Origin of the sequence: Conexibacter stalactiti, from assembly GCF_033542075.1 — a bacterium.
Taxonomy (GTDB): domain Bacteria; phylum Actinomycetota; class Thermoleophilia; order Solirubrobacterales; family Solirubrobacteraceae; genus Conexibacter; species Conexibacter stalactiti.
Window position 1 is genome coordinate 1 of record NZ_JAWSTH010000063.1, and the last position, 25,853, is coordinate 25,853.

Here is a 25,853-nt window from a genome sequence, read left to right on the forward strand (position 1 = left end):
CGCCGCGCCCGCGCCCGCAACCGCCGCGCCCGCGCCCGCAACCGCCGCGCCCGCGTCCGCCGCACCCGCGCCCGCCGCTCCCGCAACCGCCGCACCGGCCGCATCCCCCGCCACGAACGACCCATGCAGGCCGAGGCCGTCGGCGAGCGCGACGAACAGGCGCGCGCCCTCGGCGGCGCGTGACGCGCCGGCCGCGACGAGCGCCGCCTCTGTCACCTCGACGTAGGTCGCGACGCACTGCTGCGCCGCCGCCTGCAGCCTCGGCCGGCGCGACGCCTCCAGGTACAGCTCCCACTGCACCCGCTTGAGCGGGACCGGCCACGGGGAGCCCTCGGCGAGCTCGCGCGCGAACCGCTCGGCGATCTCGTACGGCGTCGCGGTCGTGCCGCGCAGCTGCTCGGCCAGCGCGCGCAGGCGCGCCGCCTCCTCGCTGACAAACAGCAGCAGCGCGTCCTCCAGCAGATGGTCGATCGACTCGAAGTAGTAGGTCGTCGTCGCGAGCGGAACGCCGGCCGCCTCGGCGACCGCGCGGTGCGTCGTCGCCTGCACGCCGCGCTCGTCGATCACCGCGAGCGCGGCTTCGAGCAGCTCGCGTCGGCGGCGCTCTCCGCGCGCTCGACGCACCTTCGTCGCAGTGGCCATCGCCGACAATCCTAGAGCCCCGCCGCGCACAAAGGCTGGACTTTTGTTCAGCTTCTCCCGTAGAGTGCACGCAGGTCGTCGTGCGATACCGCACATCGCGCCCGGCCCGGTCACAATGGCACGCGTGCGACGGCCCCGTCGCACGGAGTTGGAGGAAGACGTGGAAGAGGAACCGCGAGAGCGCGGGACGGAGCCGTCCCGCGAGGTCCCCATCGCGCGAGAGGACGTCCCCACCGGGGATGCGCAGCGGCATGCCGACGCACGCGACGCCGCCCCGGCGCACGGCGAGCCCACGCCCGCCGACGCACGCGACGCCGCGCCCGCCCCGGCGCCCGGCGCGCCCACGCCCGCCGAGGCCATGCGCGACCTCGACGCGCAGGTCGCCGCCGCCGAATCAGCCCAACCGCGCTTCGCGGGCGCCGGCGCCGGCCTCGACCGCCGCGGCTTCCTCGCGCTCGGCGGCAGCAGCGCGCTGTTCTGCACGCTCGCCGCGACCGGCAGCGTCGGCAGAGACCCGAAGGAGACGGCTCGCGCGGTCGCCTCGGCCGACAAGGCCGCGGCGAAGGTCAGACGCCCGAGACGGATCGCGCTCGACCCGCGTGACAGGGACAAGTACCCGACGCCGCAGCCGCAGCCCGGCGGCCAAGCGCGCGAGTACTGGATCGAGGCCCGCTCGCTGATGTGGGACTGGGCTCCGAGCGGCCGCGACGAGTGGATGGGCGCACCGGTCCCGCAGAAGAAGAGAAAGCGTCTCTTCCGCGCCTTCGTCTACCAGCTCTTCAGCCCGGGCTTCGCCGAGCCGATCGCGCGCCCCTCGATCCCCGGGCCGACGCTGCACGCCGACGTCGGCGACACGCTCGTCGTGCACGTCCGCAACGGCGACACGCACTTCAACCAGGCGATCACGATGCACCCGCACGGGGTCCGCTACACGCCCGACTACGACGGCTCGTTCTTCGGCCCGTTCACGCGCGTCGGCGGCTTCATCGCGCCCGGCGAGGAGTTCACCTACACGTGGGAGGCGACGCCCGACTCGGTCGGCGTCTGGCCGTACCACGACCACGGCCCCAACCACACGCTCAACACCTTTCGCGGCCTCTTCGGCGCGATCGTGATCCGCGAGAAGGGCGTCAAGCGGCCCGACGTCGAGGAGATCGTCTGGTTCCACTCGTTCGGCCCCGAGGTCAGCGGGCAGAACCGCGTGCTGCACTGCATCAACGGCTACGCCTACGCCGGCAACACGCCGACGTTCCGCGCGAAGGTCGGCCAGGACGTCGCCTTCCACGTGATCGGCGGCAACAACGACTTCCACACCTTCCACATCCACGGCCATCGCTGGAGAGACCAGGGCGGCGTCAATTACACGGACACGCCGACGCTCGGCCCGTTCGAGACGATCACCGCCCGCTTCACCGAGGACAACCCCGGCCGCTGGATGTACCACTGCCATGTCATGTCGCACCAGGACGCCGGGATGACCGGCTGGTACATCGTCGACCCGGCATGATCGGGTCACGCTCACGAGAGGAGCAGTGCATGCGGCTCACCACCCGGCTCACGCGCGTCGCGGTCGCCACCGCGGCGCTCGCGCTGACCGTGCCGACGGCGGCCATCGCGGCCGACTACCCCGGCCCCGCCAGCCCCGGCAAGGTCAAGCCTCGTCCCGGCGGCGGCAAGACCTTCAAGGTCTGCACCGCGCAGCAGGCGAAGGCGGTCAAGAGAGCGAGAAGAGGCGCCAAGAAGCCGAACTGCTCGCTGACGATCCAGGCGGCCGTCGACCAGACGCTTCCGGGCGACACGGTCAAGGTCCCGCCCGGCACCTACAGAGAGACCGTCACGATCAGCGGTCACAGACACGACAACATCAAGCTGATCGGCTCGCCGTCGAACCCGCGCAGAACGGTGCTCGCGCTCGCTTCGCTGAGCAGAGCGCAGCGTCAGAACGGCGTGATGGTCAACGGCGCCGACGGCGTCACGATCAACGGCTTCTACGCGCGCGACTACCTCGGCAACGGCTTCTTCGCGATCCGCGTCAACGGCTACAAGTTCACCAACCTGGTCGCCGGCTGGGGCGGCACGTACGGCATCTACGCCTTCCACTCCAAGGGCGGCGAGATGTCGAACTCGGAGGCGTTCTACAACAACGACGCCGGCTACTACATCGGTGAGACGCCGCCGCAGTCCAAGCCGATCCGCTCGGTCGTCAAGAACGTCAGAGCGTGGGGCAACCAGCTCGGCTTCTCCGGCACGAACATGCGCTACACGACGATCACGAAGTCGCAGTGGTACAACAACGGCCTCGGCATCGTCCCGAACGCGCTCGATTCGGAGAAGTACCCGCCGGCCGACGAGAACGTGATCGTCGACAACGACATCTTCTGGAACAACTTCAACTACTTCAGGGGAGCGCCGTTCGAGGTCCGGCAGGGCGCCAAGGGCCTCTCGTACCCGGTCGGCTCGGGCGTGCTGCTGTACGGCAGCCAGAACACGACGATCGAGAGAAACCGCGTCTGGGGTCACTTCCTCGTCGGGATCGGCGCCGTTGACGCGATCGAGCTGAGAGACAGAGACGAGGCGGCGATCCGCGGGATCAGCGTGACCGACAACGTCTTCGGCCGCGACGGCACCGATCTCAACAACTACGACCTCTTCTACCCGGGCACGATCCGGGGGACGAACACCGACAACTGCTTCTCCGGCAACGTCGGCGTCCAGAAGACGCTGCCGCTGACGGGGTCGACGTTGAAGCCGTGCCCGTTCAGAGGCGAGATCCCGATCGACAACAGCGCGTACATCACCGCCGTCAACTGGCTCGGCGACAGAACGCACGAGGCGGCCTGGGTGCAGCACGCCCATCCGCCGTTCGAGGGCATCACGCCGCTCGTCCACTACTCAGGCCCGAAGAAGAAGTAAGGAGCTCCCATGTCCCGACGCCTCACCGTCCTGCTCGTTCCCGTCCTGCTGCTGGCGGCCGTCTTCGCGCTGCCTGCCCACGGGGCTGGGAAGAAGGGCGCGACGAAGACGGTGGGCGTGATCGACTACGCCTACACGCCCGCGAGACTGACGGTCAGACCTGGCACGAAGATCGTCTGGGAGTGGGATTCGGCCAACAGCGCTCCCCACGACGTCAAGCTCAGATCGGGACCGAGAGGCGTGAAGAAGTTCACCTCGCCGACGGCGACCGCCGGCATCACCTACGCGAGAACGCTGAGAGTCAAGGGCACGTACAGACTCTTCTGCACCTATCACGCGACGGTGATGCGCCAGACGATCGTCGTCAAGTAGTCCGCACGCGAGGGGAGAGGGCAGCGCGCCGCCGGCACGGGCGGCGCGCGGCGCCCCACCCAGTACGCCTGTACGTGATAACGTACAGACGACCATGGCCACCGCCGAAGCCAGCTCCGTCGCCCTGATCGGCTCGCGCGTGCGCGCGCTGCGGGAAGCGATGGACCTCTCGTTGCGCGACCTCGCCGAGCGCTCCGGCGTCTCGGCGCCGATGCTCTCGCAGGTCGAGCGCGGCGAGACGAGCCCGACGCTGCAGGTCGCCGCACGGATCGCCAACGGGCTCGACCTGAGCCTGTCGCAGCTGCTGCGGCTCGACGAGGCCGGCTCGGTCACGATCGTCCGTGAGGACGAGCGCCGCAGAGGCCCGGCGACGGCATCCGGCCACCGCTACGAGGTCCTCACCCCGCCGCTGCCAGGCCAGCGCGCCGAGCTGTCGCGCCACGTGCTCGACGGCGGCACGGCGACCGGCGGCCCCGGCGACCCGCCCGTGCACGAGCCAGGCAGCCGCGAGACGGCGCTGGTCGAGTCCGGCCGCGTCGTGCTGCACTGCGACGGCGTCACCTACGCGCTGGAAGCCGGCGACACGGTCACGTTCGACGCCGACCTCCCGCACCACTTCGAGAACCCCGGCCCCGGGGAGGCGTCGCTGCTGGCGATCGTCTCCGCCGGACTGCGGCGCAGCTAGCGCCGCCAAGCACCCGAGCAACGTCCCACCGCCCCTACCGCCCAAGGAGCAACGACACCGATGCCCACGACCCTGTTCGACAAGATCTGGGCCGCCCACGAGGTGGCCCCCGGTCTGCTGTACGTCGACCTCCACCTCGTCCATGAGGTGACGAGCCCGCAGGCGTTCGACGGGCTCCGCATGGCCGGACGCAGAGTGCGCCGGCCCGACCGCACGCTCGCCACCGCCGACCACAACACGCCGACCGACGGGACCCCCGTCGCCGCGCGCATCAAGGACGAGCTGAGTCGCATCCAGGTGCAGACGCTGGAGAAGAACTGCGAGGAGTTCGGTGTCCCGGTCTACTCGCTCGGCTCCGAGCGCCAGGGCATCGTCCACGTCATAGGCCCCAACCTCGGCGTCACGCAGCCGGGCATGACGATCGTCTGCGGCGACTCCCACACCGCCACGCACGGCGCCTTCGGCTCGCTCGCCTTCGGCATCGGCACGAGCGAGGTCGAGCACGTGCTGGCGACCCAGACGCTCGTGCAGAAGAAGCCGAAGAGCATGCTGATCAGATACGAGGGCGAGCTCGGCTTCGGCGTCACCGCCAAGGACCTGATCCTCCACACGATCGGCCAGATGGGCACCGACGGCGCGACCGGCTACGTCGTCGAGTTCGCCGGCCCCGTGATCGAGGGGCTCTCGATGGAGGGCCGCATGACGATCTGCAACATGACGATCGAGGGCGGCGGCCGCGCGGGCATGATCGCCCCCGACGACACCACGTTCGAGTTCGTCAAGGGCCGCCCGGCCGCGCCGCAGGGGGCAGACTTCGACGAGGCCGTCAAGCAGTGGCGGACGCTCAGAACCGACGAGGGCGCCGAGTTCGACAAGGTGATCGTGATCGACGCGAGCAGAATCTCGCCGCAGGTCACGTGGGGCACCGCGCCCGACATGGTCACCGACGTCGCCAGCGCCGTCCCGCAGCCGCAGAGCGAGGGTCACGAGCGCGCGCTGCACTACATGGGCCTGGAGGCCGGCACGCCGATCGAGCAGATCACGCTCGACCGCGTCTTCATCGGCTCCTGCACCAACTCCCGCATCGGCGACCTGCGCGCCGCCGCCGAGGTCGTCAAGGGCCGCAAGGTCGCCCCGACCGTCAGCGCGATGGTCGTGCCGGGCTCGCAGGAGGTCAAGGCGCAGGCCGAGGCCGAGGGGCTCGACGAGATCTTCCGCGCCGCCGGCTTCGACTGGCGCGTCGCGGGCTGCTCGATGTGCCTCGGCATGAACCCGGACACGCTCTCCCCGGGCGAGCGCTGCGCCTCGACCTCGAACCGCAACTTCGAGGGCCGTCAGGGCCGCGGCGGCCGCACCCACCTGGTCTCGCCGCAGATGGCCGCCGCCGCGGCGATCGAAGGCCGCTTCGTCGACATCCGCACCTGGAGCTGATCCCTGATGGAACCGTTCGAGACGATCACCTCGAGAGTGTCGGCGCTGATGCGCGACGACGTCGACACCGACCAGATCATGCCCAAGCAGTTCCTCAAGCGGGTCGAGCGCACCGGCTTCGGCGAGTACCTCTTCTACGACTGGGCGAAGGAGGACGGCTGGGACCTGCCAAGAAACCAGGTCCTCGTCACCGGCCGCAACTTCGGCTGCGGCTCCTCGCGCGAGCACGCGCCATGGGGCCTGGAGGACTACGGCTTCAAGGCGATCGTCGCCGAGAGCTTCGCCGACATCTTCAGATCGAACTGCACGAAGTGCGGCCTGCTGCCGATCGAGCTGGCGCGCCCCGACGTCGAGGCGATCGCCGCCTCCGACTCGGTCCAGGTCGACCTCGCCGCGCAGGAGGTGCGCTGGGATGGCGGCCAGGCGAGCTTCGAGATCGACGAGCAGATCAAGCACCGCCTCCTCAACGGCCTCGACGACATCGCGATGACGCTGCAGCAGGACGAGGCGCTCGCCGCCTACGAGCAGCGGCGCGAGCGCTCCGGCCCCGTCACGACCGCGCTCTAGACCAAGGACACGATGACCAAGACGATCGCACTCCTCCCCGGTGACGGCATCGGGCCGGAGATCACCGCGCCGACGGTCGAGCTGCTGAACGAGCTCGGCGAGTTCGCCTTCGAGGAGCATCTCTTCGGCGGCGTCTCGATCGACGCGCACGGCACCGCCCTCACCGATGAGGTGACGGCTGCCTGCCAGCGCGCCGACGCGGTGCTGCTGGCGGCCGTCGGCGGGCCGAAGTGGGACACGACCGACCCGACGAAGCCCCGCCCGGAGCAGGGCCTGCTCGGGCTGCGCAAGGCGCTCGGCCTGTACGCCAACCTCCGCCCGGTGCGCCCGGTTCCGGCGCTCTATGACGCAAGCCCCTTGAAGCGCGAGATCATCGATGGCACCAACCTGCTCGTCGTGCGCGAGCTGACCGGCGGCCTCTACTTCGGCGACCGCGGCCGCAAGGACGGCTCGGCGTGGGACACGATGATCTACTCCGTCGAGGAGATCGAGCGGATCGTGCGGACGGCGTTCCAGGCGACGAGAACGAAGCTGACGAGCGTCGACAAGGCCAACGTGCTGGAGTCCTCGCGGCTGTGGCGCGAGGTCGTGCTGCGGATCCACGCCGAGGAGTTCCCGCAGATCGAGCTGGAGCACGTGCTCGTCGACAACGCGGCGATGCAGCTCGTCTCCAACCCGACCAGCTTCGAGGTGATCGTCACCGAGAACATGTTCGGCGACATCCTCAGCGACGAGGCGGCGATGCTGACCGGCTCGATCGGCCTGCTGCCGAGCGCGTCGCTGGGCGGCGACGGCCCGGGCCTGTTCGAGCCCGTCCACGGCTCCGCGCCGGACATCGCCGGCAAGGGGATCGCCAACCCGCTGGCGATGTTCCTGTCGGCCGCGCTGCTGCTGCGTCACGGCTTCGCGATGGAGGCCGAGGCATCGGCGGTAGAATCCGCGGTCGATCGGGCGCTGGCCGACGGCCTGCGCACGGCCGACCTGGGCGGCAGCGCCACCACCGCAGAAGCGGCCCAGGCCGTGCTGACCAACCTGTAAGGAGCAGTCGTGGACCAAGCGGACCTCATCTGGATGAACGGGGAGCTCGTCGCCTGGGAGGACGCGAAGGTCCACGTACTGACGCACGCCCTGCACTACGGCACCGGCGTCTTCGAGGGCATCCGCGCCTACGAGACGGACAAGGGCACGGCGATCTTCCGCAATCACGAGCACATCGAGCGGCTGTTCGCCTCCGCCGGCCTCTATTACATGCCGGTGCCGTACACGCAGGAGCAGATCAAGACCGCGATCCACGAGCTGATCGCCGCCAACGGCCTGCCCTCCTGCTACATCCGGCCGCTGATCTACCGCGGCGCGGGCGTGATGGGCCTCAACCCGCTCGACGCGCCGGTCGAGGTCGCGATAGCGGCGTGGTCGTGGGGCGCCTACCTCGGCGACGAGGGCAAGACCAGAGGCGTGCGCGCCAAGGTCTCCAGCTGGCGCCGCATCAGCGGCGAGTCGCTGATCCCGCATGCGAAGGCGAGCGGCCAGTATCTCAACAGCGTGCTGGCGAAGATCGAGTCGCACAAGGCCGGCTACGAGGAGGGCATCCTGCTCGACAGCCAGGGCAACGTCTGCGAGGGCACCGGCGAGAACCTCTTCCTCGTGCGCGACGGCAAGATCTTCACGCCGACCGAGAGCGGCGGCATCCTCAACGGCATCAACCGCCGCTCGGTGATGCAGATCGCCAAGGACGAGGGCTTCGAGCTGATCGAGAGAGATCTCGCACGCGCCGAGCTGTACATCGCCGACGAGATCTTCATGACCGGCACCGCCGCCGAGCTGACGCCGATCCGCGAGATCGACGACCGCCCCGTCGGCAGCGGCGAGCCGGGCCCGGTCACCAAGCGGCTGCAGCAGGTCTTCGACGACGCGCTGCACGCGCGCGCCGAGCGCTACTCGGCGTGGAACGACATCGTGCCGGTCCCCGCCCAGAGTGCCTGAGCACGTGACCCGATGACCGCGATCGAGCTGTACGACACGACCCTGCGCGACGGGATGCAGGGGGAGGGCATGTCGCTCTCCGCCGAGGAGAAGCTGCGCGTCGCGCACCGGCTCGACGCGCTCGGCGTGCAGCTGATCGAGGCCGGCTTCCCCAGCTCCAATCCGAAGGAGCTGGAGCTGTTCGAGCTGCTCTCGCGCGAGACCTTCGCCGGCGCCCAGATCGCGGCGTTCGGGATGACGCGCCGGCGCGACACGCGCGCCGAGGACGACCCGGCGCTGCGCGTGCTGGCCGACTCGTTCGCGCCGGTCTCGACGATCGTCGGCAAGACCTGGAGCCTGCACCTGGAGAAGGTCGTCAAAGTCGACCGCGACGAGAACCTGCGGATGATCGAGGAGTCGGTCGCCTTCCTCGTCGCGCAGGGCAAGCGCGTGATCTACGACGCCGAGCACTGCTTCGACGGCTGGCACGCGGACCGCGACTACGCGCTGCGCTGCCTGCGCGCCGCGGCCGAGGCCGGCGCAGAGACGGTCGTCCCGTGCGACACCAACGGCGCCCACCTGCCGGGCCAGATCGCGACCGCGATCGCCGACATCAGGGCCCATCTCGCCGACACCGGCGTGAAGATCGGCATCCACTGCCATGACGACGCCGGCGTCGGCGTCGCCAACTCACTCGCGGCCGTCGAGGCCGGCGCGACGCAGGTGCAGGGGACGATGAACGGCTACGGCGAGCGCTGCGGCAACGCCAACCTGACGACGATCGTGCCGAACCTGCAGCTGAAGCTCGGCCACGACTGCATCAGCGCGGAGCAGCTCGCGACGCTGACCGACACCGCGCACTACCTCGACGAGCTGCTCAACCGCACGCCGAACGCCGACCAGCCGTACGTCGGCAAGAACGCCTTCGCGCACAAGGGCGGCATGCACGTCGCCGGCGTGATGGCCGACGCCAGCACCTTCGAGCACATGGATCCGGCGCTCGTCGGCAACGCGCGCGAGCTGCTGATCTCCGAGCTGGGCGGCAAGGGCACGGTCCAGGCGGCGGCCGAGGAGGCGGGGATCACGCTCGACGACGCCGCCGCGCGCCGCGTGATCGACCGCGTCAAGGAGCTGGAGCACGGCGGCTACCAGTTCGAGGCCGCCGACGGCTCGTTCGAGCTGCTGCTGCGGAGGGAGTCGGGTCAGTACGAGCCGCTCTTCACGCTCGAGTCGTGGCGCGTGATCGTCGAGCAGCGCGCCGACGGCAAGGTCGAGACCGAGGCGACGATCAAGATCTGGATCGACGGCGAGCGCTACGTCCGCACCGGCGAGGGCAACGGCCCCGTCCACGCGCTCGACAGCGCGCTGCGCTCGGTGCTCGGCGACACCCACCCGCACCTCGACGACACCGGCCTCGTCAACTTCAAGGTCCGCATCCTCGACGAGACGAAGGGCACCGAGGCGGTCACGCGTGTGCTGCTCGACGCCTCCGACGGCCACGACGTGTGGGGCTCGATCGGCGTCTCGGAGAACGTCATCGCCGCCTCCTGGTTCGCGCTCGTCGACTCGCTCGAGTACGCCGTCCAGCCGGGCCGGGAGCTGGCTCCGCCGGCGTCGCGCGACGCCGCCCGCCCGGCGTCATGAGCGCCGCGACCGACGTGATCCCGGTCGCCAAGCCGTTCCTCGGCCCCGAGGAGGAGGCGCGCGTGCTGGAGGTGCTGCGCTCCGGCCACCTCTCGCTGGGGCCGCGCGTGCCGGAATTCGAGCAGGCGTTCGTCGACCGGCTCGGCGTCCCGTACGCCGCCGCCGTCTCCAGCGGGACGGCCGGCCTCCACCTCGGCCTGCGCGCCGCTGGCGTCAGCGACGGCGACGAGGTCGTCACGAGCCCCTTCTCGTTCGTCGCCTCGGCCAACGCCGCCGTCTACGAGCGCGCGCGACCGGTCTTCGCCGACATCGACCCGGTCACGCTCAACCTCGACCCGGCCGCCGCGGCCGCTGCCGTCACCGAGCGCACGACCGCGCTGCTGCCGGTCCACATCTTCGGCTACCCCGCCGACACGCCGGCGCTGGAGCAGCTCGGCCTGCCGATCGTCGAGGACGCCTGCGAGGCGCTCGGCGCCGTCCACGCCGACGGCACGCCGGTCGGCGGACGCGGTCATCCGGCCGTCTTCGCCTTCTACGCCAACAAGCAGATCACCACCGGCGAAGGCGGCATGGTCGCGATCGGCGACGCGGCGACGAAGGAGCGGATCGACTCCGAGCGCAACCAGGGCCGCGCACCCGAGATGGGCTGGCTCGACCACGACCGGCTCGGCTTCAACTACCGCCTCTCCGACATCGCCTGCGCCGTCGGGATCGTGCAGATGCAGCGGCTGCCGTTCCTGCTGGAGCAGCGCCAACGGGTCGCCGACGCCTACCGCGCCGCCTTCGCGGCCGATCCCGTCGACGACCTGACGCTGCCGTGCGACGACGCCGACGGGAACAGACGCGGCTGGTTCGTCTTCGTCGTGCAGCTGCCGAGGTCGGTCGACCGCGACGAGACGATCCGCGCGCTCTCCGCGCGCGGGATCCAGAGCAAGCCGTATCTGCCGGCGATCCACCTGATGAGCTTCTACCGCGAGCGCTTCGGCTACCGCGAGGGCCAGTTCCCCGTCACCGAGGACGTCTCCGCGCGCTCGATCGCGCTGCCGTTCTTCCCGGCGATGAGCGAGGGCCAGGTCGCGCGCGTCGTCGAGGAGCTGCGCGCGGTCCTGACCGCCTGACGGCGCGGCGCGCGACGCCCGCCACGCGGCGGATCGCGGGCCCCGCCGCGTAGACTCGCCGCCATGTCCCGCTTCAGCGAGCCCCAGCACCCCGTCTTCCAGCAGCTCAACGCGTCGATCGGCTTCGACTGGCGCCTCGGCCCCTACGACGTCGATCTCTCGCGCGCGCACGCGAAGATGCTCGCCGCGCAGGCGATCATCGGCGCCGACGACCGCGACGCGCTGCTGCGCGCGCTCGACACGGTCGAGCAGGAGCTGCACGACGGCTCGTTCCCGTTCGAGCCCGACGACGAGGACATCCACATGGCGATCGAGCGGCGGATCACGCAGCTCGCCGGCCGTGTCGGGGGCAAGCTGCACACCGCCCGCTCGCGCAACGACCAGGTCGCGACCGACGTCGCGCTCTTCACGCGCGCGCACGCGCAGGCGGCGCAGACGGCGATCAAGGGGCTGATGGGCGCGCTGGTGAGCGCGGCGGAGGCCCACCTCGACTGGAAGATGCCGGGCTACACCCATCTGCAGCGGGCGCAGCCGGTCTACCTCAGCCACCACCTGCTCGCGTACGTCTGGATGCTGTCGCGCGACCTGGAGAAGTTCGCCGCCGTCGAGCGCGCGACCGCGAGACTGCCGCTCGGCGCGGGCGCCCTGGCCGGCGTCAACTTCGACACCGACCGCCAGCTGGTCGCGCGCGAGCTGGGCTTCGCCGGCGTCGCGGAGAACTCGATCGACGCCGTCTCCAACCGCGACTTCGTGCTCGACTACCTCGCCGCCGCGTCGACCTGCGCGACCCACCTCTCGCGCCTCGGTGCCGAGATCGTGCTGTGGTCAAGCAGCGAGTTCGCCTTCGCCGAGGTCTCCGACGCGTGGGCGTCGGGCTCCTCGATCATGCCGCAGAAGAAGAACCCCGACGCGGCCGAGCTGCTGCGCGCGAAGGCGCCGCGGATCGCCGGTCACTTCGTCGCGCTCCAGGGCACGATGCACGCCCTCCCGCTGACCTACAACAAGGACATGCAGGAAGACAAGGAGCATCTCTTCGACGCCGTCGACACGCTCGAGGTCTGCCTCGCCGCGGCGACCGGCATGATCGGCGGGATCGTCTTCGACCGCGAGCGGATGGCCGAGGCGGCCAGCGACGAGTTCCCGGCCGCGACCGACGTCGCCGACCTGCTCGTGCGCAGGGGGATGCCGTTCCGCGAGTGCCACGGCGTCGTCGCCGGCCTCGTCAAGAAGGCGGTCGACAGCGGCCGCACGCTGACGCAGCTGACGCCGGAGGAGATCCGCGAGCAGTCCGAGCTGCTCGACGACGAGTACTACGAGGTGCTGCGCGGCGACCGCTGGCTGGAGTCGAAGGACTCCGAAGGCGGCACCAGCCAGCGACGCGTGCGCGAGCAGCTCGACAAGGCCCGCGCGCTGCTGGCGTGAGCGGCCCGCGCGCGCGACCTGACAGAGCGGTGCGCGGCGCCCTGCCGCGCGCGCTCGACCATGGCTTCTACGCCCGCCCCGTCGTCGAGGTCGCGCGCGACCTCGTCGGCTGCGTGCTGGAGCACGACGGCGTCAGCGGCGTGATCGTCGAGACCGAGGCATACCACGACTCTGAGCCGGCCTGCCACGCCTACGTCGGCCTGACCGCGCGCACGCGGCCGCTGTTCGGCCCGCCGGGGAAGGCCTACGTCTACCGCTCCTACGGGATCCACGCGCTCGTCAACGCCGTCTGCGAGCCGGAGGGCGTCGGCGCCGCGGTCCTGATCCGCGCGCTCGAACCGCTCGAGGAGATCGAGCTGATGCGCCACCGGCGCCGCCTCGAGCGCGTCGAGGACCTCTGCTCCGGCCCGGGCAAGCTGACGCAGGCGCTCGCGATCGAGCTGGGGGAGAACGAGGCCGACCTCGTCGACGGTCCGCTGCGGATCCTGCCGCGCCCGACAGACCGCCCGGCGCCGCGGCTGGTCGCCGGCACGCGGATCGGGATCAGAAAGGCCGTCGAGCTGCCGTGGCGCTTCTGCGAGCGCGGCAACCGCTGCGTCTCGAAGCCGTGGCCGCCCGGTCTCGCGGTCGCGCCGCGGCGCTGACGGGCGACCTCCCGCGGCGCTGTCGCGAACGCAGCGCCCGCTAGGGCGTCGGCGCGGCGGCGCCGCCGCCTTCGGTGCCGGTGTCGCCACCGCCGGTGTCGGGCGGTGCGACGGGCGTCTCGGTGCCGCCCCCGCCGCCGTCGGTCCCACCGGTGTCGCCGCCGCCGGTGTCCGGCGGTGTGACGGGCGTCTCGGCGCCGCCGCCGCCGTCCGCCGCGCCGGTGTCGCCGCCGCCGGTCGTGCCGCCGCCGGTGTCGCCGGTCGTCCCGCCGGTCCCGTCGTCGGTCGCGGCGCCGGTGTCGTCGGGCGTGCCGGCCGTGGTGCCGCCGGTGTCGCCGCCGCCGGTGTCGGGCGCGGTGTACAGCTCGTCGTCGGAGCTGTCGTCGTCGGTCGACTCGACCTCGACGTCGGCCGGATCGTCGCCGGCCTTCAGCGCCTCGGCCTCGGCTCTGCGCTGGTCGAAGATCGCGCGCGCGGACGTGAGGAAGTTGTGGAACAGCAGCGAGGGATAGGTGCCGCCCGCGACCGGCTCGCCGGCGTACTCGGTCAGCATCGGGATCAGTCTGTCGGGGTAGCCGACCCAGATCGCGATCGTCAGCTGGTCGTTCCAGCCGACGAACCAGGCGTCGCCGTAGTTCTCGGTCGTGCCGGTCTTGCCGGCGACGATCGTGCCGGAGACCTGCGCCTTGGTGCCGGTGCCGTAGGAGACGACGGACTCCATGATCGCTCTCGTCTCGGCCGCGATCGCGGGGTCGATCACCTGCTTGGCGTCGAGCGATCTGCGGTTGTCCTCGATGATCTTGCCGTCGCCGTCTCTGACCATGTGGATGCCGATCGGGCCGCGATCTGGCGCGCCCAGATCATCGTTCCAGACGCGCTTGCCGCCGGTCGCGATCGTCTGGTAGGCGTGCGCCATGTCGAGCGGCGTGACGCCCTCTCTGAGGCCGCCGAGCGTCATCGCGAGGTTGGTCGAGATCGGCGTGCGGATGCCGAGCTTCTTGGCGGTGCGGGCGATCTTCTTCGTCCCGACCTGGATCCCGACCTCCGCGTAGACGGAGTTGTCGGAGGTCGTCGTGGCGCTGCGCAGCGAGGCCGAGCCGGCGTAGGCGTCGCCGTAGTTTCTGACGATGAACGCCTCTTTGCCGCCGGTCCCGGGGACCGGGAACTCCTTCTGCGTGGAGGAGTAGACGTTGTCCGGCGAGATGCCGTTCTCGAGCGCCGTCACGAGCGTGAACGGCTTGAAGGTCGATCCAGGCTGGCGCTGGCCCTGCGTGGCGAGGTTGAACGGCCGCGTCGTGTAGTCGCTGCCGCCGACCATCGCGCGCACCTCGCCGGTGCGATTGTCGATCGCGACCAGTGATGCCGACGGCAGCCCGGAGTCGGGCGGCAGCATCTGGTTGATCGTGTCCTCGGCCGCTCTCTGCAGGTCGAGGTCGAGCGACGTCGTGATCTGCAGGTCACCGTTGAACGCTCTGAACGCGGAGAAGTGGTCGACGACCTGCTGGCGGATCCAGCTGGTGAAATAGGGCGATTCCGACGTCTCCTGCGGCGGCGTCAGGTCGTCCTGCGTCGGCAGCGGATCGTGGATGTCCTCGGCGTACTCGGACGCGGTGATGTAGCCCTGGTCGCGCATGTAGCGCAGCACGAGATCGCGGCGCGCCTTCGCGTTGTCAGGGTTCTGGATCGGGTCGTAGAGGCTCGGCGAGGCGACGACGGCGGCGATCATCGCCGCTTCGGGCGTCGTCAGCTGCGCCGCGCACATGTTCATTCTCGACGTGCCGCAGCCGCCGGCCTGTCCGAAGGCGTGGCGCTTGCCGAAGTAGACGCGCGCCGCCGACTCGATCCCGTGAGCACCGTTGCCGAAGTAGATCTGGTTGAGGTACTCGGTGAGGATCTTCGTCTTCGACCACTGCCGCGTCAGGTGGTAGGCGAGCGCCGCCTCCTTCAGCTTCTGGAAGGGTGTTCGTCTGTTCTGCGCCTCGAGCGCGTTCTTGACGAACTGCATCGTGATCGTCGAGGCGCCCTGCACCGCGCCGCCTCTGGTGACGTCCTGCACGACCGCGCGCCCGATGCCCTTGAGGTCGAAGCCGGCGTTCTCGTAGAAGCGCTTGTCCTCGATCGCGATGATCGCGTGCTTCATCGCGGGCGCGATCTGTCTGTCGGTCACCAGCACGACGTTGTCGTTGTTCTGCAGGATCCCGAGTCTGCGGCCGCGGTAGTCGAGCAGCACGGAGTTGTGCTTGTTGTCCTTGTACTGCTGTCTGTTCTCGAGGTCCGGCAGGTCGGAGGCGACCGCCATCATCATTCCGAAGACGGTCGAGACCACCGCCAGCAGCGAGAGGCCGAAGAGGATGGAGAGCAGCCGCAGCTTCTTGATCTTCGGCTTGCCCTCGCGCCGCCGCCGGCGGCGGAGGCGGGGCAGCCTGGGGCGGCTGCGGCCCGGCTTGGGTGTGTTCCCGTCGAAGCTCATGTGTCGTGTCGGCGATGCAGGTCCCCGCATGCTCTGAGGACGTCTCGCCGATGTGGCAGGCCTGACGACAAGGGCCTCACCGGGAGTTTCAGTCTAGCATTGGGGGTCCATGGCAACCCAGACCTCCACGCCCGCGGCGACGGCCGCATGGCTGGCGCGCAACGCGGTCGACTGCCTGCCCGCGGGCGGACTGCAGCGCAAGCTGGAGGAGGCCGCGCGCGAGGGACGGCCATTGCGCGTGAAGCTGGGGATCGATCCGACCGCGCCAGACATCCACCTCGGCTTCACGGTCGTGCTCGGCAAGCTGCGCGAGTTCCAGGACCTGGGGCACACGGTGGTGCTGATCGTCGGCGACTACACCGCGCGTGTGGGGGACCCGAGCGGACGCTCCTCGACGCGGCCGGTGTTGTCCGGGGAGCAGATCGACGCCAACGCGACGACGTTCCAGGAGCAGGCGCTGAAGGTGCTCGACCCGGACCGGCTGGAGGTCCGGCGAAACGGCGAATGGCTCGACATGCGCACCGAGGAGCTGTTCAGGCTCGCGCGCACGACCACGGTCGCGCGGATTCTCGAGCGCGACGACTTCGCCAAGCGCTATCAGGCGCAAGCGCCGATCTCGATCCTCGAGCTGCTGTATCCGCTGTTGCAGGGCTACGACTCAGTCGCCGTCGACGCCGACGTCGAGCTCGGCGGCACCGACCAGAAGTTCAACCTGCTGCTCGGGCGTGACATTCAGAGCACCTACGGCAAGCCAGAGCAGGTGATCCTGACGATGCCGATCCTGCCGGGGATCGACGGCGTCAGAAAGATGTCGAAGTCGCTCGGCAACTACATCGGGGTGACCGAGCCGCCGGAGGAGATCTACGGCAAGACGCTGCGGTTGCCCGACGAGGCGCTCGGCACCTGGTACCAGCTGCTGCTCGGTGAGCCGCCGCCGCCCGACCTCGGGCCACGCGACGCCAAGCGCGCGCTCGCGCGGACGCTCGTCGCGCGCTTCCATGACGATCCCGCCGCCGTGGCGGCGGAGGCGCAGTTCGACCGCGTCCATCTCGAACACCGGCCACCGGACGAGATGCCAGACGCCGTCTTGGATGACGGCGGGGGTGGAGAGGTCCACCTGCCAGCCCTGCTCGCCAGCGCCTTCGGCGTCTCCAGTTCGGAGGCGCGACGGCAGCTGAGACAGGGCGGGGTCAAGCTCGACGGCGAGCCGCTCGCGGCCGATCCGCTCGACCGGCCCGTGAGCGAGTTGGAGGGAAGAGTCCTCCAGCTCGGCAAGCGCCGCTTCGTCCGCCTGCGGGGCAACTGAGCGAGCGATGGCGGTCTCCTGCGACATGTTGCAGTTGGAGACCGCCGCTGACGGCCGGGTGCGCGACACCCGCCACCGCCGTTCCAGCGACCTGACCGACCGGCCGCGCCCGACCGCGCTGGTTCGCGGTGCCGGCGACTTCACTGAACGGCCGCGCCCGACGGCGCTGGTTCGCGGCGCCGGCGACTTCACCGAACGGCCGCGCTTGACCTCGCGAGTTCGCGGCGCCGGCCACCTTCCGATCGCGACGACCGTCGTGGCGCCAGCCACCGCGCTCGCCGATCTCGATGCCGTTCACCCGGACAGACTTCCCGCGGTGAGTTGCGGCCCGCGCCTCGCGCGCGCACGCGCGACCGCTCGCGCACGCGTCGGCGCGGCCGCGGGCGCACCGCCGCGCCGGTGCCCTCAGGTCTTCGCCGCGCAACCGGCGCCCGAATGGCTCCGAAACCCCGCATGGAGGCGTGTGAACACGGCCGCGATGCTCGCGTAGAAATTTCTTTCGGGCAATTTTGCCCGTCACAGCTGGTTTTCCCAGAACTTCGCCCCTGCGAAAGAGAGCGTCTACGTGCCAAAACCGGCCTGAAAAGCGCGTCAGAACCCTGCCCGAGGGCCGAAAAAGCCCGTCAGTACGGGGACTTTCGCCGCTTCTTCACACCGTGGACGCATCTCTGAGAGGCATCTGTATAGTTCTCGACGCGGAGCAGCACGGGCCGCCCGGACAGACCAAGCGAAAGGGTCAGCACCGGGGAGCGGAAGCGCTAAGCTTCCACTCCGCGCCTGAGTGCGCTATACTTTCGCGCCCCGCACTGAGAGCATATAGCGCTCAGCGCGTGTCAGACGGAGGAATCCCCTCCCGAGAGGCACGGCGGTCTTTGAAAACTCAACAGCATGTGCACTGATCCACTGAGGCTTCGGCCTGACGAAGATCGGTGCGTCCAGGTTTCGAATGTGACCTTCTCACTTACGTCAGCGTGGTGAGAATTAACGGTCATGTCATTGAGTCATTAGAAGTACCCTGTCCGATGCTCCGGGTCTCCCGCTTGTGTACTAGGGAACCCCTTGTGCGAGCATCGCGACGCTCTCTATGAAGTATGTAGTTCTTCACGGAGAGTTTGATCCTGGCTCAGGACGAACGCTGGCGGCGTGCCTAATACATGCAAGTGGAGCGACGAACCAGGGCTTGCCCTGGGGCAAAGCCGCGAACGGGTGAGTAACACGTGGGTAACCTGCCCTGATGATTGGGACAACCCGAGGAAACTCGGGCTAATACCAAATGTGCTTTTCGACCTCAAGGTCGATTTGGAAAGGTAGCTTCGGCTAACCGCATCAGGATGGGCCCGCGGCCCATTAGCTTGTTGGTGAGGTAACGGCTCACCAAGGCTCCGATGGGTAGCTGGTCTGAGAGGACGATCAGCCACACTGGGACTGAGACACGGCCCAGACTCCTACGGGAGGCAGCAGTAGGGAATCTTGCGCAATGCGCGAAAGCGTGACGCAGCAACGCCGCGTGGAGGAAGACGGTCTTCGGATTGTAAACTCCTTTCAGTTGGGACGAAGCTTCGGCGTTGAATAGACGTTCGGAGTGACGGTACCTTCAGAAGAAGCCCCGGCTAACTACGTGCCAGCAGCCGCGGTAATACGTAGGGGGCGAGCGTTGTCCGGAATCATTGGGCGTAAAGCGCGTGTAGGCGGCTCGATAAGTCTGCTGTGAAAGTCCAGGGCTCAACCCTGGAATGCCGGTGGATACTGTCGAGCTCGAGTCCGGAAGAGGCGAGTGGAATTCCTGGTGTAGCGGTGAAATGCGCAGATATCAGGAGGAACACCAATGGCGAAGGCAGCTCGCTGGGACGTGACTGACGCTGAGACGCGAAAGCGTGGGGAGCAAACAGGATTAGATACCCTGGTAGTCCACGCCGTAAACGATGGGCACTAGGTGTGGGGGGTGTCGACTCCCTCCGTGCCGACGCTAACGCATTAAGTGCCCCGCCTGGGGAGTACGGCCGCAAGGCTAAAACTCAAAGGAATTGACGGGGGCCCGCACAAGCAGCGGAGCATGTGGTTTAATTCGACGCAACGCGAAGAACCTTACCTGGGCTTGACATGTGCCTGACCGCCGTGGAAACACGGCTTCCCTTCGGGGCAGGTTCACAGGTGGTGCATGGCTGTCGTCAGCTCGTGTCGTGAGATGTTGGGTTAAGTCCCGCAACGAGCGCAACCCCCGTCGCATGTTGCCAGCATTTAGTTGGGGACTCATGCGAGACTGCCGGTGACAAACCGGAGGAAGGTGGGGATGACGTCAAGTCATCATGCCCCTTATGTCCAGGGCTACACACGTGCTACATTGGCGCGTACAGAGGGCTGCGATACCGCGAGGTGGAGCGAATCCCTTAAAGCGCGTCTCGGTTCGGATTGCAGGCTGAAACTCGCCTGCATGAAGGCGGAGTTGCTAGTAATCGCGGATCAGCATTGCCGCGGTGAATACGTTCCCGGGCCTTGTACACACCGCCCGTCACACCACGGGAGTGAGCAACACCCGAAGCCGGTGGCCTAACCCGCAAGGGAGGGAGCCGTCGAAGGTGGGGCTCGTGACTGGGGTGAAGTCGTAACAAGGTAGCCGTAGCGGAAGCTGCGGCTGGATCACCTCCTTTCTAGGGAAGGCTTCTCACGAAGCCGTCTGATCGCTTGTCGATCGGAACTAGTACGTCGACCGAAACCTGGTCGTGTGACACTGACGAGCTTTAGGCTCTGATGGGGTCATATACATGCTGTTGAGTTTTGAGAGACCGGCCTTCGCCGGTCTCGTCTGCTTGGCTTAGCCACGGACGAGACTTGAAGGCGCCGCCTCTCCACGGACCTTGAAAACTGCACAGTAGCCAATGAAACGGGTATCACCGATCAATTCGTTGATCAGATCACCGTCAAGATAGTAAGGGCACACGGTGGATGCCTTGGCACCTAGAGTCGATGAAGGACGTGAACGGCTGCGATAAGCCGCGGTGAGGCGCTGAATAGCCTTTGACCCGCGGATTTCCGAATGGGGAAACCCAGCGCTGGTAATGCGGCGTTACCTCCCGATGAACACATAGTCGGGTTGGAGACAAGCGGGGGAAGTGAAACATCTCAGTACCCCGAGGAAAGTAAATCAACCGAGACTCCCTGAGTAGTGGCGAGCGAAAAGGGATCAGCCCAAACCTGTTGTGTGTAAGCGGCCATGCGTTGCACAGCAGGGGTTGTAGGGCGTTTGTTCCGGGTTATGGCTAACCCGGCAGGAGTTACAAAGTCATGCGGTAGTCGAAGAGCCTGGAACGGCTCACCAAAGAGGGCAACCGTCCCGTAGACGAAACCCCATGACCTCCTGTCAAGCGTTCCTGAGTAAGTCCGCGCCCGTGAAACGCGGACTGAAGCTGGGGGGACCACCCTCCAAGGCTAAGTACTCCTAGGTGACCGATAGCGGACTAGTACCGTGAGGGAAAGGTGAAAAGTACCCCGGAAGGGGAGTGAAATAGTACCTGAAACCGCGTGCCTACAAGCGGTGGGAGCAGACTTGTTCTGTGACCGCGTGCTTTTTGCATAACGAGCCGGCGAGTTACTCGTCTGCGGCAAGGTTAAGCGATGAGCGGAGCCGTAGCGAAAGCGAGTCCGAATAGGGCGACATAGTCGTAGGCGGTAGACCCGAAACTGAGCGAGCTACCCATGGGCAGGTTGAAGCGGGGGTAAGACCTCGTGGAGGACCGAACCGACCTAGGTTAAAAACTGGGCGGATGACCTGTGGGTCGGAGTGAAAGGCTAATCAAGCTCAGTGATATCTGGTTCTCTCCGAAATATATTTAGGTATAGCCTCGGATAAATTTGCGTATTGGCCGTAGAGCACTGTTTGGACGCGGGGCCCTACCAGGTTACCAACTTCAGGCAAACTCCGAAGACCAATACGTTTACTCCGGGAGTCAGTTGCTGGGGGATAAACTTCAGCGTCAAGAGGGAAACAGCCCAGACCGCCAGCTAAGGTCCCCAAATGCTAGCTAAGTGGCAAACGATGTTCGAGTGCATAGACAACCAGGAGGTTGGCTTAGAGGCAGCCACCCTTGAAAGAGTGCGTAACAGCTCACTGGTCAAGTGTTCGAGCGCGGATAATGTAACGGGGCTTAAGCTAGCTACCGAAGCTGCGGGTGCGTGAGACTTTCGAGTCGATCGCGCGGTAGGAGAGCGTTCCGATGCCAGTAAAGCGGCGGGGTAACCCAGCCGTGGAGGCTTCGGAAGTGAGAATGCCGGCATGAGTAACGAAAGAAGGGTGAGAATCCCTTCCACCGATTGCCTAAGGATTCCTGAGTAAAGTTCGTCTGCTCAGGGTTAGTCGGGACCTAAGGCGAGGCCGAAAGGCGTAGTCGATGGCCAACAGGTTGATATTCCTGTACCACGTCGTGTTCGCTTGACCGATGGGGGGACGGGGAAGGCTACGGGAACCCAGGCGATGGTAGTCCTGGGGTAAGCATGTAGGGGTGGACCTAGTGAAATGCGGGTCTGCTTAACCCGAGGTGCGATGCCAGCTGGCTTTGAGCCGGCGAGTCCCTTACGCCATGCCTCCAAGAAAAGCCTCTAGGGAGAACACGCGTGCCCGTACCAAAACCGACACAGGTGGGCAAGTAGAGAATACTAAGGTGATCGAGATAACCCTCGTTAAGGAACTCGGCAAAATCGCCCCGTAACTTCGGGATAAGGGGCGCCCTAGTAGGGTGAAAGCGTTTACCGCTGGAGCCCGAGGGGGCCGCAGTGAATAGGTCCAAGCGACTGTTTACCAAAAACACAGGTCTCTGCTAAGTCGAAAGACGACGTATAGGGGCTGACGCCTGCCCGGTGCCGGAAGGTTACGTGGAGGTGTTAGGGTTCGCCCGAAGCACCGAAGCTAAGCCCCGGTAAACGGCGGCCGTAACTATAACGGTCCTAAGGTAGCGAAATTCCTTGTCGGGTAAGTTCCGACCTGCACGAATGGCGTAACGACTTGGACGCTGTCTCAACGAGGGGCTCGGTGAAATTGCAGTCTCGGTGAAGATGCCGAGTACCCGCGGCTAGACGGAAAGACCCCGTGAACCTTTACTACACCCTGGTATTGGAATTCGGCCCATTTCGCTCAGAATAGGTGGGAGGCTTGGAAGCACCGGCTGCGGCTGGTGTGGAGCCAACTTTGAGATACCACCCTTGATGTGTTGGGTTTCTAACACCGCGCCGTGAATCCGGGCGGTGAACAGTGCCAGGCGGGTAGTTTGACTGGGGCGGTCGCCTCCCAAAATGTAACGGAGGCGCACAAAGGTTCCCTCAGCACGGTTGGAAATCGTGCGTAGAGTGCAAAGGCAGCAAGGGAGCTTGACTGCGAGACCGACAGGTCGAGCAGGTGCGAAAGCAGGTCTTAGTGATCCGGCGGTAGCAAGTGGAAGTGCCGTCGCTCAACGGATAAAAGGTACTCCGGGGATAACAGGCTTATCGGGCCCAAGAGTCCACATCGACGGCCCGGTTTGGCACCTCGATGTCGGCTCGTCGCATCCTGGGGCTGTAGTTGGTCCCAAGGGTTGGGCTGTTCGCCCATTAAAGCGGTACGCGAGCTGGGTTCAGAACGTCGTGAGACAGTTCGGTCCCTATCTGCCGTGGGCGTTGGAGAGTTGAGAGGATTTGTCCCTAGTACGAGAGGACCGGGATGAACGCACCTCTGGTGTATCTGTTGTCCTGCCAAGGGCATAGCAGGTTAGCTACGTGCGGATTGGATAACCGCTGAAGGCATCTAAGCGGGAAGCCAACCTCAAGATGAGCTCTCCCATCCCCTTGAGGGAGTAAGAACCCTGGAAGACCACCAGGTTGATAGGCCAGATCTGGAAGAGCGGTAACGCTCGTAGGAGACTGGTACTAATTGTTCGAGGGCTTGACGGATTTTTGATACCCGTCTCAATGGCGCTGTGCAGTTTTGAAGGCCCGCGGAGAACGCGTGGTCTCGCACGTTTTCCGGTGGCTATAGCGAGAGGGAAACACCTCTTCCCATTCCGAACAGAGCCGTTAAGCCTCTCAGCGCCGATGGTACTTGGCCCGCAAGGGCCTGGGAGAGTAGGACGCCGCCGGTTTTTTCTTATAGCCTCAGTCGCCACCCGGCGGCTGGGGCTTTTTCGTCGTTCAGGCCCGATTCTGAGGCAGTTGTCGGGCCCTCTGCAGCTGCGCCCGCGTGAAGCCGCGCGCCTGCCAAAGCGCTGGCCCGCTTCAGCCACTGCCGCTGAGGAGTGCGCCCGCTTCGGCTGAGGCGCGCACCAGTTCATCGCCGGGAGGAGCGTCATTTGGCGCCCCCTCGGGGTGTCCCAGATGACGCTCCTCGGCCCGGCGTGCGTGCCGGTCGGCGTGAAGGCTCAGCGATGTGATGGCTCAGCGGTGATGGCTCAGCGGTGTGATCGCTCAGCCGCCGGCGGCGGCCTGCCGGAGCGCGCGGTCTAGCTGCCCGCGCGGGGCACGGCCGTGGCCGGCTTCGGCGACAGCGGCGAGCTGCACGGCTGCACCGGGCGAGCGATCGTGCCCGGGCGCCGGCGGCGCTCGAGGCGCGCTTCGCGGCGGTGGGGACGGCCGAGCTCGGGTGCGAACGGCAGCTCGGTGAACCAGTCGTCGCTCGTGCTCGCGAGGCGTGTCCGCAGCTGAGGAGCCGGGGTGGATGCGCGGCGCCGGTCGGCGCGCGGGTGCGCGATCGCGGAGACGTCGTCGCTCGCGCGATCGGTGCGCTCCAGCTCCTCGTCGTCGACGGGACGGAGCATCGCCTCGGCGAGGTCCATCAGCGCCGCGCCGATCAGCTTGGGTGCACGTGAAGAGAACATGTGTTCGTGAAGGTAGTGCTGCTCTCGGATGGAATCGCTCCAGGGTCGCTCCGAGGTATTGAGAACTGCAGAATGTCCCGTATTTCCGGGAAAGGTTCGTGCAAGACGCTGCAAGAGAAGTTGCAGCGGACGCGAGCGTCTGTTCGCTCCCGAAACGACGCAGCGCCCCGGTCGGGGCGCTGCGGGGTGCTGCGAGAGATGGGGGCGCGCGGCCCGGCTCGGCTAGGAGCCGAGCGTTGACCAGACTTCGATCTTCGTCCGGATCCGCGCGATCACGGCGTCGGTGAACTCGGTCGTGCCGGCGTGGCCGCCGAGGTCGGGAGTCTTGACGCCGGTGGCGATCGCTTCCAGCACCGATTCGTAGATCGCGCGCGAGGCGCGCTCGGCGCCGGGATGCTCGCGCTCGGCGGCATTTCGCAGCACTGCTCCCGCGGCCAACAGCATCGCCATCGGGTTCGCGACGTCCTTGCCTCTCAGCGCCGGCGCGGTCCCGTGCGGCGCCTCGGCCATCGCGACCTGGGTCTGGTAGTTCTCGTCGAAGCCGAGCAGGACCGACTCCGCGCCCGCGATCGAGCCGAACATCGGCAGGACGAGGTCCGAGAGGCAGTCGCCATCGCGGTTGAGCGCCGGCACCACCAGCGGCTCGTCGGCGGCGCCGCCGACCAGGCCGGCGTATGTCGCGTCGATCAGGACCGGCTCGTAGGAGACGTCCGGATGGCGCTGCGCGGCCGCGTCCATCTCCTCCTTCAGCATTCCCTCGTAGACGGGGGAGACGGTCCACTTCGGCCCCCCGTAGACGCGCGCCTGCATCCCGCGCGCCGCGCGGAAGGCGTACTCGGAGACGGCGCGGCAGGTCGAGCGGGTGATGTGCTCGGTGCGGTAGGCGACCTCGTCGTCGGCGCCGGCGCTGCCCTCACGCCACTGCTTGGCGCCGTAGGCGTCCTCGATCGCCATGCGGACGATCGAGATCGGGTAGTGGACGCCGGCGATCGGCGTCACGCCCGGGATGCGGCGGCCGGTGCGGATGATGACCTTGCCGTCGACCTCTTCGCGCAGGATGCGGTTCGGCGAGCCGACGTCGTCGGCGCCCTCCGGCGTGATCGTGGCGGCCTTGATGCCGAAGCCGGACGCGCGCATCGCGACGGCGGCCTCGTGGACGACGGCGTTCTGCGTCGCGCGGCGGTTCTCGAGCGAGAGGTCGAAGCGCTCCAGTTCGAGCGCGAGACCCGTCACCTCGGGATCGAGCACGCGCACGGCCTGGTCGAGCAGCTCCTGGCCTGTCTCGTCGCCTTCGAGGATCGTGATCTTCAGCGGCTCGGACATGCGCCGGACGATAGCCGAGGAGGCCGCCCCGAAAACCTGTGGGAGCGCCTGAATCGAACGTGCGTCGAGCGCTGTCGCGCCGCCGTGCGCGGGCCGGGCGTCGTGCCGCGGCGCTAGGGTCTGGCTCGTGGACGCTCTGCGGTGCAGCTGGTGCGGTGTCGAGATCGGGTCCGACGAGGGCTACCGCGCGGCTGAGCAGGCCGGTGAGCGGCTTGCCGCCTTCTGCCGCCTCGAGCACGTCGTGCCGTGGGCGATCCAGGGTCCGCACTGGGGCGCCGGGACGCTCGCGCAGGAGCCGCGGGAGGAGCCCGGCCTCGCGAGATGCGCCCACTGCGACGCCGCGCTCGACGAGACGCGCGTGCTGCTCGTCCGCCACCGCGGCGAGTACCGCATCGCCGACGCCTTCTGCTCGACCGACCACATGAAGACGTGGGCGGCCGCCGGCGGGCGCTGGCAGTAGGGCGTCGCGGGCGAGACGCGCGGCGCGCCACGCGGGTGAGGCGTCGCGGGCGAGACGC

Annotated in this window: 19 protein-coding genes and 3 rRNA genes; 18 read left to right on the forward strand and 4 right to left on the reverse strand. The window is 67.7% G+C overall.

Annotated features, from left to right (window positions below):
• Positions 1-642: TetR/AcrR family transcriptional regulator (locus R7226_RS20350; protein ID WP_318599146.1), on the reverse strand; the 642-nt coding region annotated here is incomplete at its 3' end.
• 358 nt (positions 643-1,000) lie between these two features.
• Here R7226_RS20350 and R7226_RS20355 point away from each other — a divergent pair.
• From R7226_RS20355 to R7226_RS20410, 12 genes are all read left to right on the forward strand, one after another.
• On the forward strand, positions 1,001-2,149 hold the full coding sequence (locus R7226_RS20355) for a multicopper oxidase domain-containing protein (RefSeq protein ID WP_318599147.1): 1,149 nt from the start codon (positions 1,001-1,003) through the stop codon (positions 2,147-2,149).
• Positions 2,150-2,178: 29 nt separating this feature from the next.
• Complete coding sequence (locus R7226_RS20360; RefSeq protein WP_318599148.1) at positions 2,179-3,555, forward strand: NosD domain-containing protein; 1,377 nt, start codon at positions 2,179-2,181, stop codon at positions 3,553-3,555.
• Positions 3,556-3,564: 9 nt separating this feature from the next.
• Positions 3,565-3,927 (forward strand): cupredoxin domain-containing protein, encoded by a 363-nt coding sequence (locus tag R7226_RS20365; protein ID WP_318599149.1) that lies wholly within the window; start codon positions 3,565-3,567, stop codon positions 3,925-3,927.
• Between the two features lie 94 nt (positions 3,928-4,021).
• On the forward strand, positions 4,022-4,612 hold the full coding sequence (locus R7226_RS20370; RefSeq protein WP_318599150.1) for a helix-turn-helix domain-containing protein: 591 nt from the start codon (positions 4,022-4,024) through the stop codon (positions 4,610-4,612).
• Between the two features lie 60 nt (positions 4,613-4,672).
• On the forward strand, positions 4,673-6,043 hold the full coding sequence (gene leuC, locus R7226_RS20375; protein ID WP_318599151.1) for a 3-isopropylmalate dehydratase large subunit: 1,371 nt from the start codon (positions 4,673-4,675) through the stop codon (positions 6,041-6,043).
• Positions 6,044-6,049: 6 nt separating this feature from the next.
• Complete coding sequence (leuD, locus tag R7226_RS20380; protein ID WP_318599152.1) at positions 6,050-6,610, forward strand: 3-isopropylmalate dehydratase small subunit; 561 nt, start codon at positions 6,050-6,052, stop codon at positions 6,608-6,610.
• A 12-nt stretch (positions 6,611-6,622) separates the two neighbouring features.
• Complete coding sequence (gene leuB / locus R7226_RS20385) at positions 6,623-7,648, forward strand: 3-isopropylmalate dehydrogenase (protein WP_318599153.1); 1,026 nt, start codon at positions 6,623-6,625, stop codon at positions 7,646-7,648.
• A 9-nt stretch (positions 7,649-7,657) separates the two neighbouring features.
• The gene (locus tag R7226_RS20390; protein ID WP_318599154.1) at positions 7,658-8,593 is read left to right on the forward strand and encodes a branched-chain amino acid transaminase; all 936 of its coding nucleotides are present in this window, start codon (positions 7,658-7,660) and stop codon (positions 8,591-8,593) included.
• Between the two features lie 12 nt (positions 8,594-8,605).
• Positions 8,606-10,216, forward strand: a complete 1,611-nt coding sequence (gene cimA / locus R7226_RS20395; protein WP_318599155.1) for a citramalate synthase — start codon at positions 8,606-8,608, stop codon at positions 10,214-10,216.
• Entirely contained in the window at positions 10,213-11,334 is a 1,122-nt protein-coding gene (locus tag R7226_RS20400) for a DegT/DnrJ/EryC1/StrS family aminotransferase (protein ID WP_318599156.1), read from the forward strand. The genes cimA and R7226_RS20400 overlap by 4 nt, the downstream gene beginning before the upstream one ends.
• A gap of 63 nt (positions 11,335-11,397) precedes the next feature.
• The gene (gene argH / locus R7226_RS20405; RefSeq protein WP_318599157.1) at positions 11,398-12,756 is read left to right on the forward strand and encodes an argininosuccinate lyase; all 1,359 of its coding nucleotides are present in this window, start codon (positions 11,398-11,400) and stop codon (positions 12,754-12,756) included.
• The gene (locus tag R7226_RS20410; RefSeq protein ID WP_318599158.1) at positions 12,753-13,400 is read left to right on the forward strand and encodes a DNA-3-methyladenine glycosylase; all 648 of its coding nucleotides are present in this window, start codon (positions 12,753-12,755) and stop codon (positions 13,398-13,400) included. Before argH ends, R7226_RS20410 begins: the two co-directional genes overlap by 4 nt.
• Before the next feature lie 40 nt (positions 13,401-13,440).
• Here R7226_RS20410 and R7226_RS20415 read toward each other — a convergent pair whose 3' ends face one another.
• Positions 13,441-15,870: a transglycosylase domain-containing protein gene (locus R7226_RS20415; RefSeq protein WP_318599159.1), complete on the reverse strand. Its 2,430-nt coding sequence runs from the start codon at positions 15,868-15,870 to the stop codon at positions 13,441-13,443.
• A gap of 109 nt (positions 15,871-15,979) precedes the next feature.
• Between R7226_RS20415 and tyrS the strand changes: the two genes are divergently transcribed.
• From tyrS to rrf, 5 genes are all read left to right on the forward strand, one after another.
• Positions 15,980-17,176, forward strand: a complete 1,197-nt coding sequence (tyrS, locus tag R7226_RS20420; RefSeq protein ID WP_318599160.1) for a tyrosine--tRNA ligase — start codon at positions 15,980-15,982, stop codon at positions 17,174-17,176.
• A 7-nt stretch (positions 17,177-17,183) separates the two neighbouring features.
• The gene (locus R7226_RS20425; protein WP_318599161.1) at positions 17,184-17,666 is read left to right on the forward strand and encodes a hypothetical protein; all 483 of its coding nucleotides are present in this window, start codon (positions 17,184-17,186) and stop codon (positions 17,664-17,666) included.
• Between the two features lie 610 nt (positions 17,667-18,276).
• Positions 18,277-19,824 (forward strand): 16S ribosomal RNA (locus R7226_RS20430).
• A gap of 268 nt (positions 19,825-20,092) precedes the next feature.
• Positions 20,093-23,092 (forward strand): 23S ribosomal RNA (locus R7226_RS20435).
• Between the two features lie 71 nt (positions 23,093-23,163).
• A 5S ribosomal RNA gene (rrf, locus tag R7226_RS20440) occupies positions 23,164-23,280 on the forward strand.
• Together the 16S, 23S and 5S rRNA genes form the textbook arrangement of a ribosomal RNA operon.
• A 357-nt stretch (positions 23,281-23,637) precedes the next feature.
• Here rrf and R7226_RS20445 read toward each other — a convergent pair.
• Both R7226_RS20445 and R7226_RS20450 read right to left on the reverse strand, forming a co-directional pair.
• Entirely contained in the window at positions 23,638-24,012 is a 375-nt protein-coding gene (locus R7226_RS20445; protein WP_318599162.1) for a hypothetical protein, read from the reverse strand.
• Positions 24,013-24,234: 222 nt separating this feature from the next.
• Entirely contained in the window at positions 24,235-25,335 is a 1,101-nt protein-coding gene (locus R7226_RS20450) for an isocitrate/isopropylmalate family dehydrogenase (protein ID WP_318599163.1), read from the reverse strand.
• 127 nt (positions 25,336-25,462) lie between these two features.
• Here R7226_RS20450 and R7226_RS20455 point away from each other — a divergent pair, with 127 nt between their 5' ends.
• Positions 25,463-25,795, forward strand: coding sequence for a hypothetical protein (locus R7226_RS20455; protein ID WP_318599164.1), 333 nt, complete (start codon positions 25,463-25,465; stop codon positions 25,793-25,795).
• Positions 25,796-25,853 lie beyond the last annotated feature (58 nt).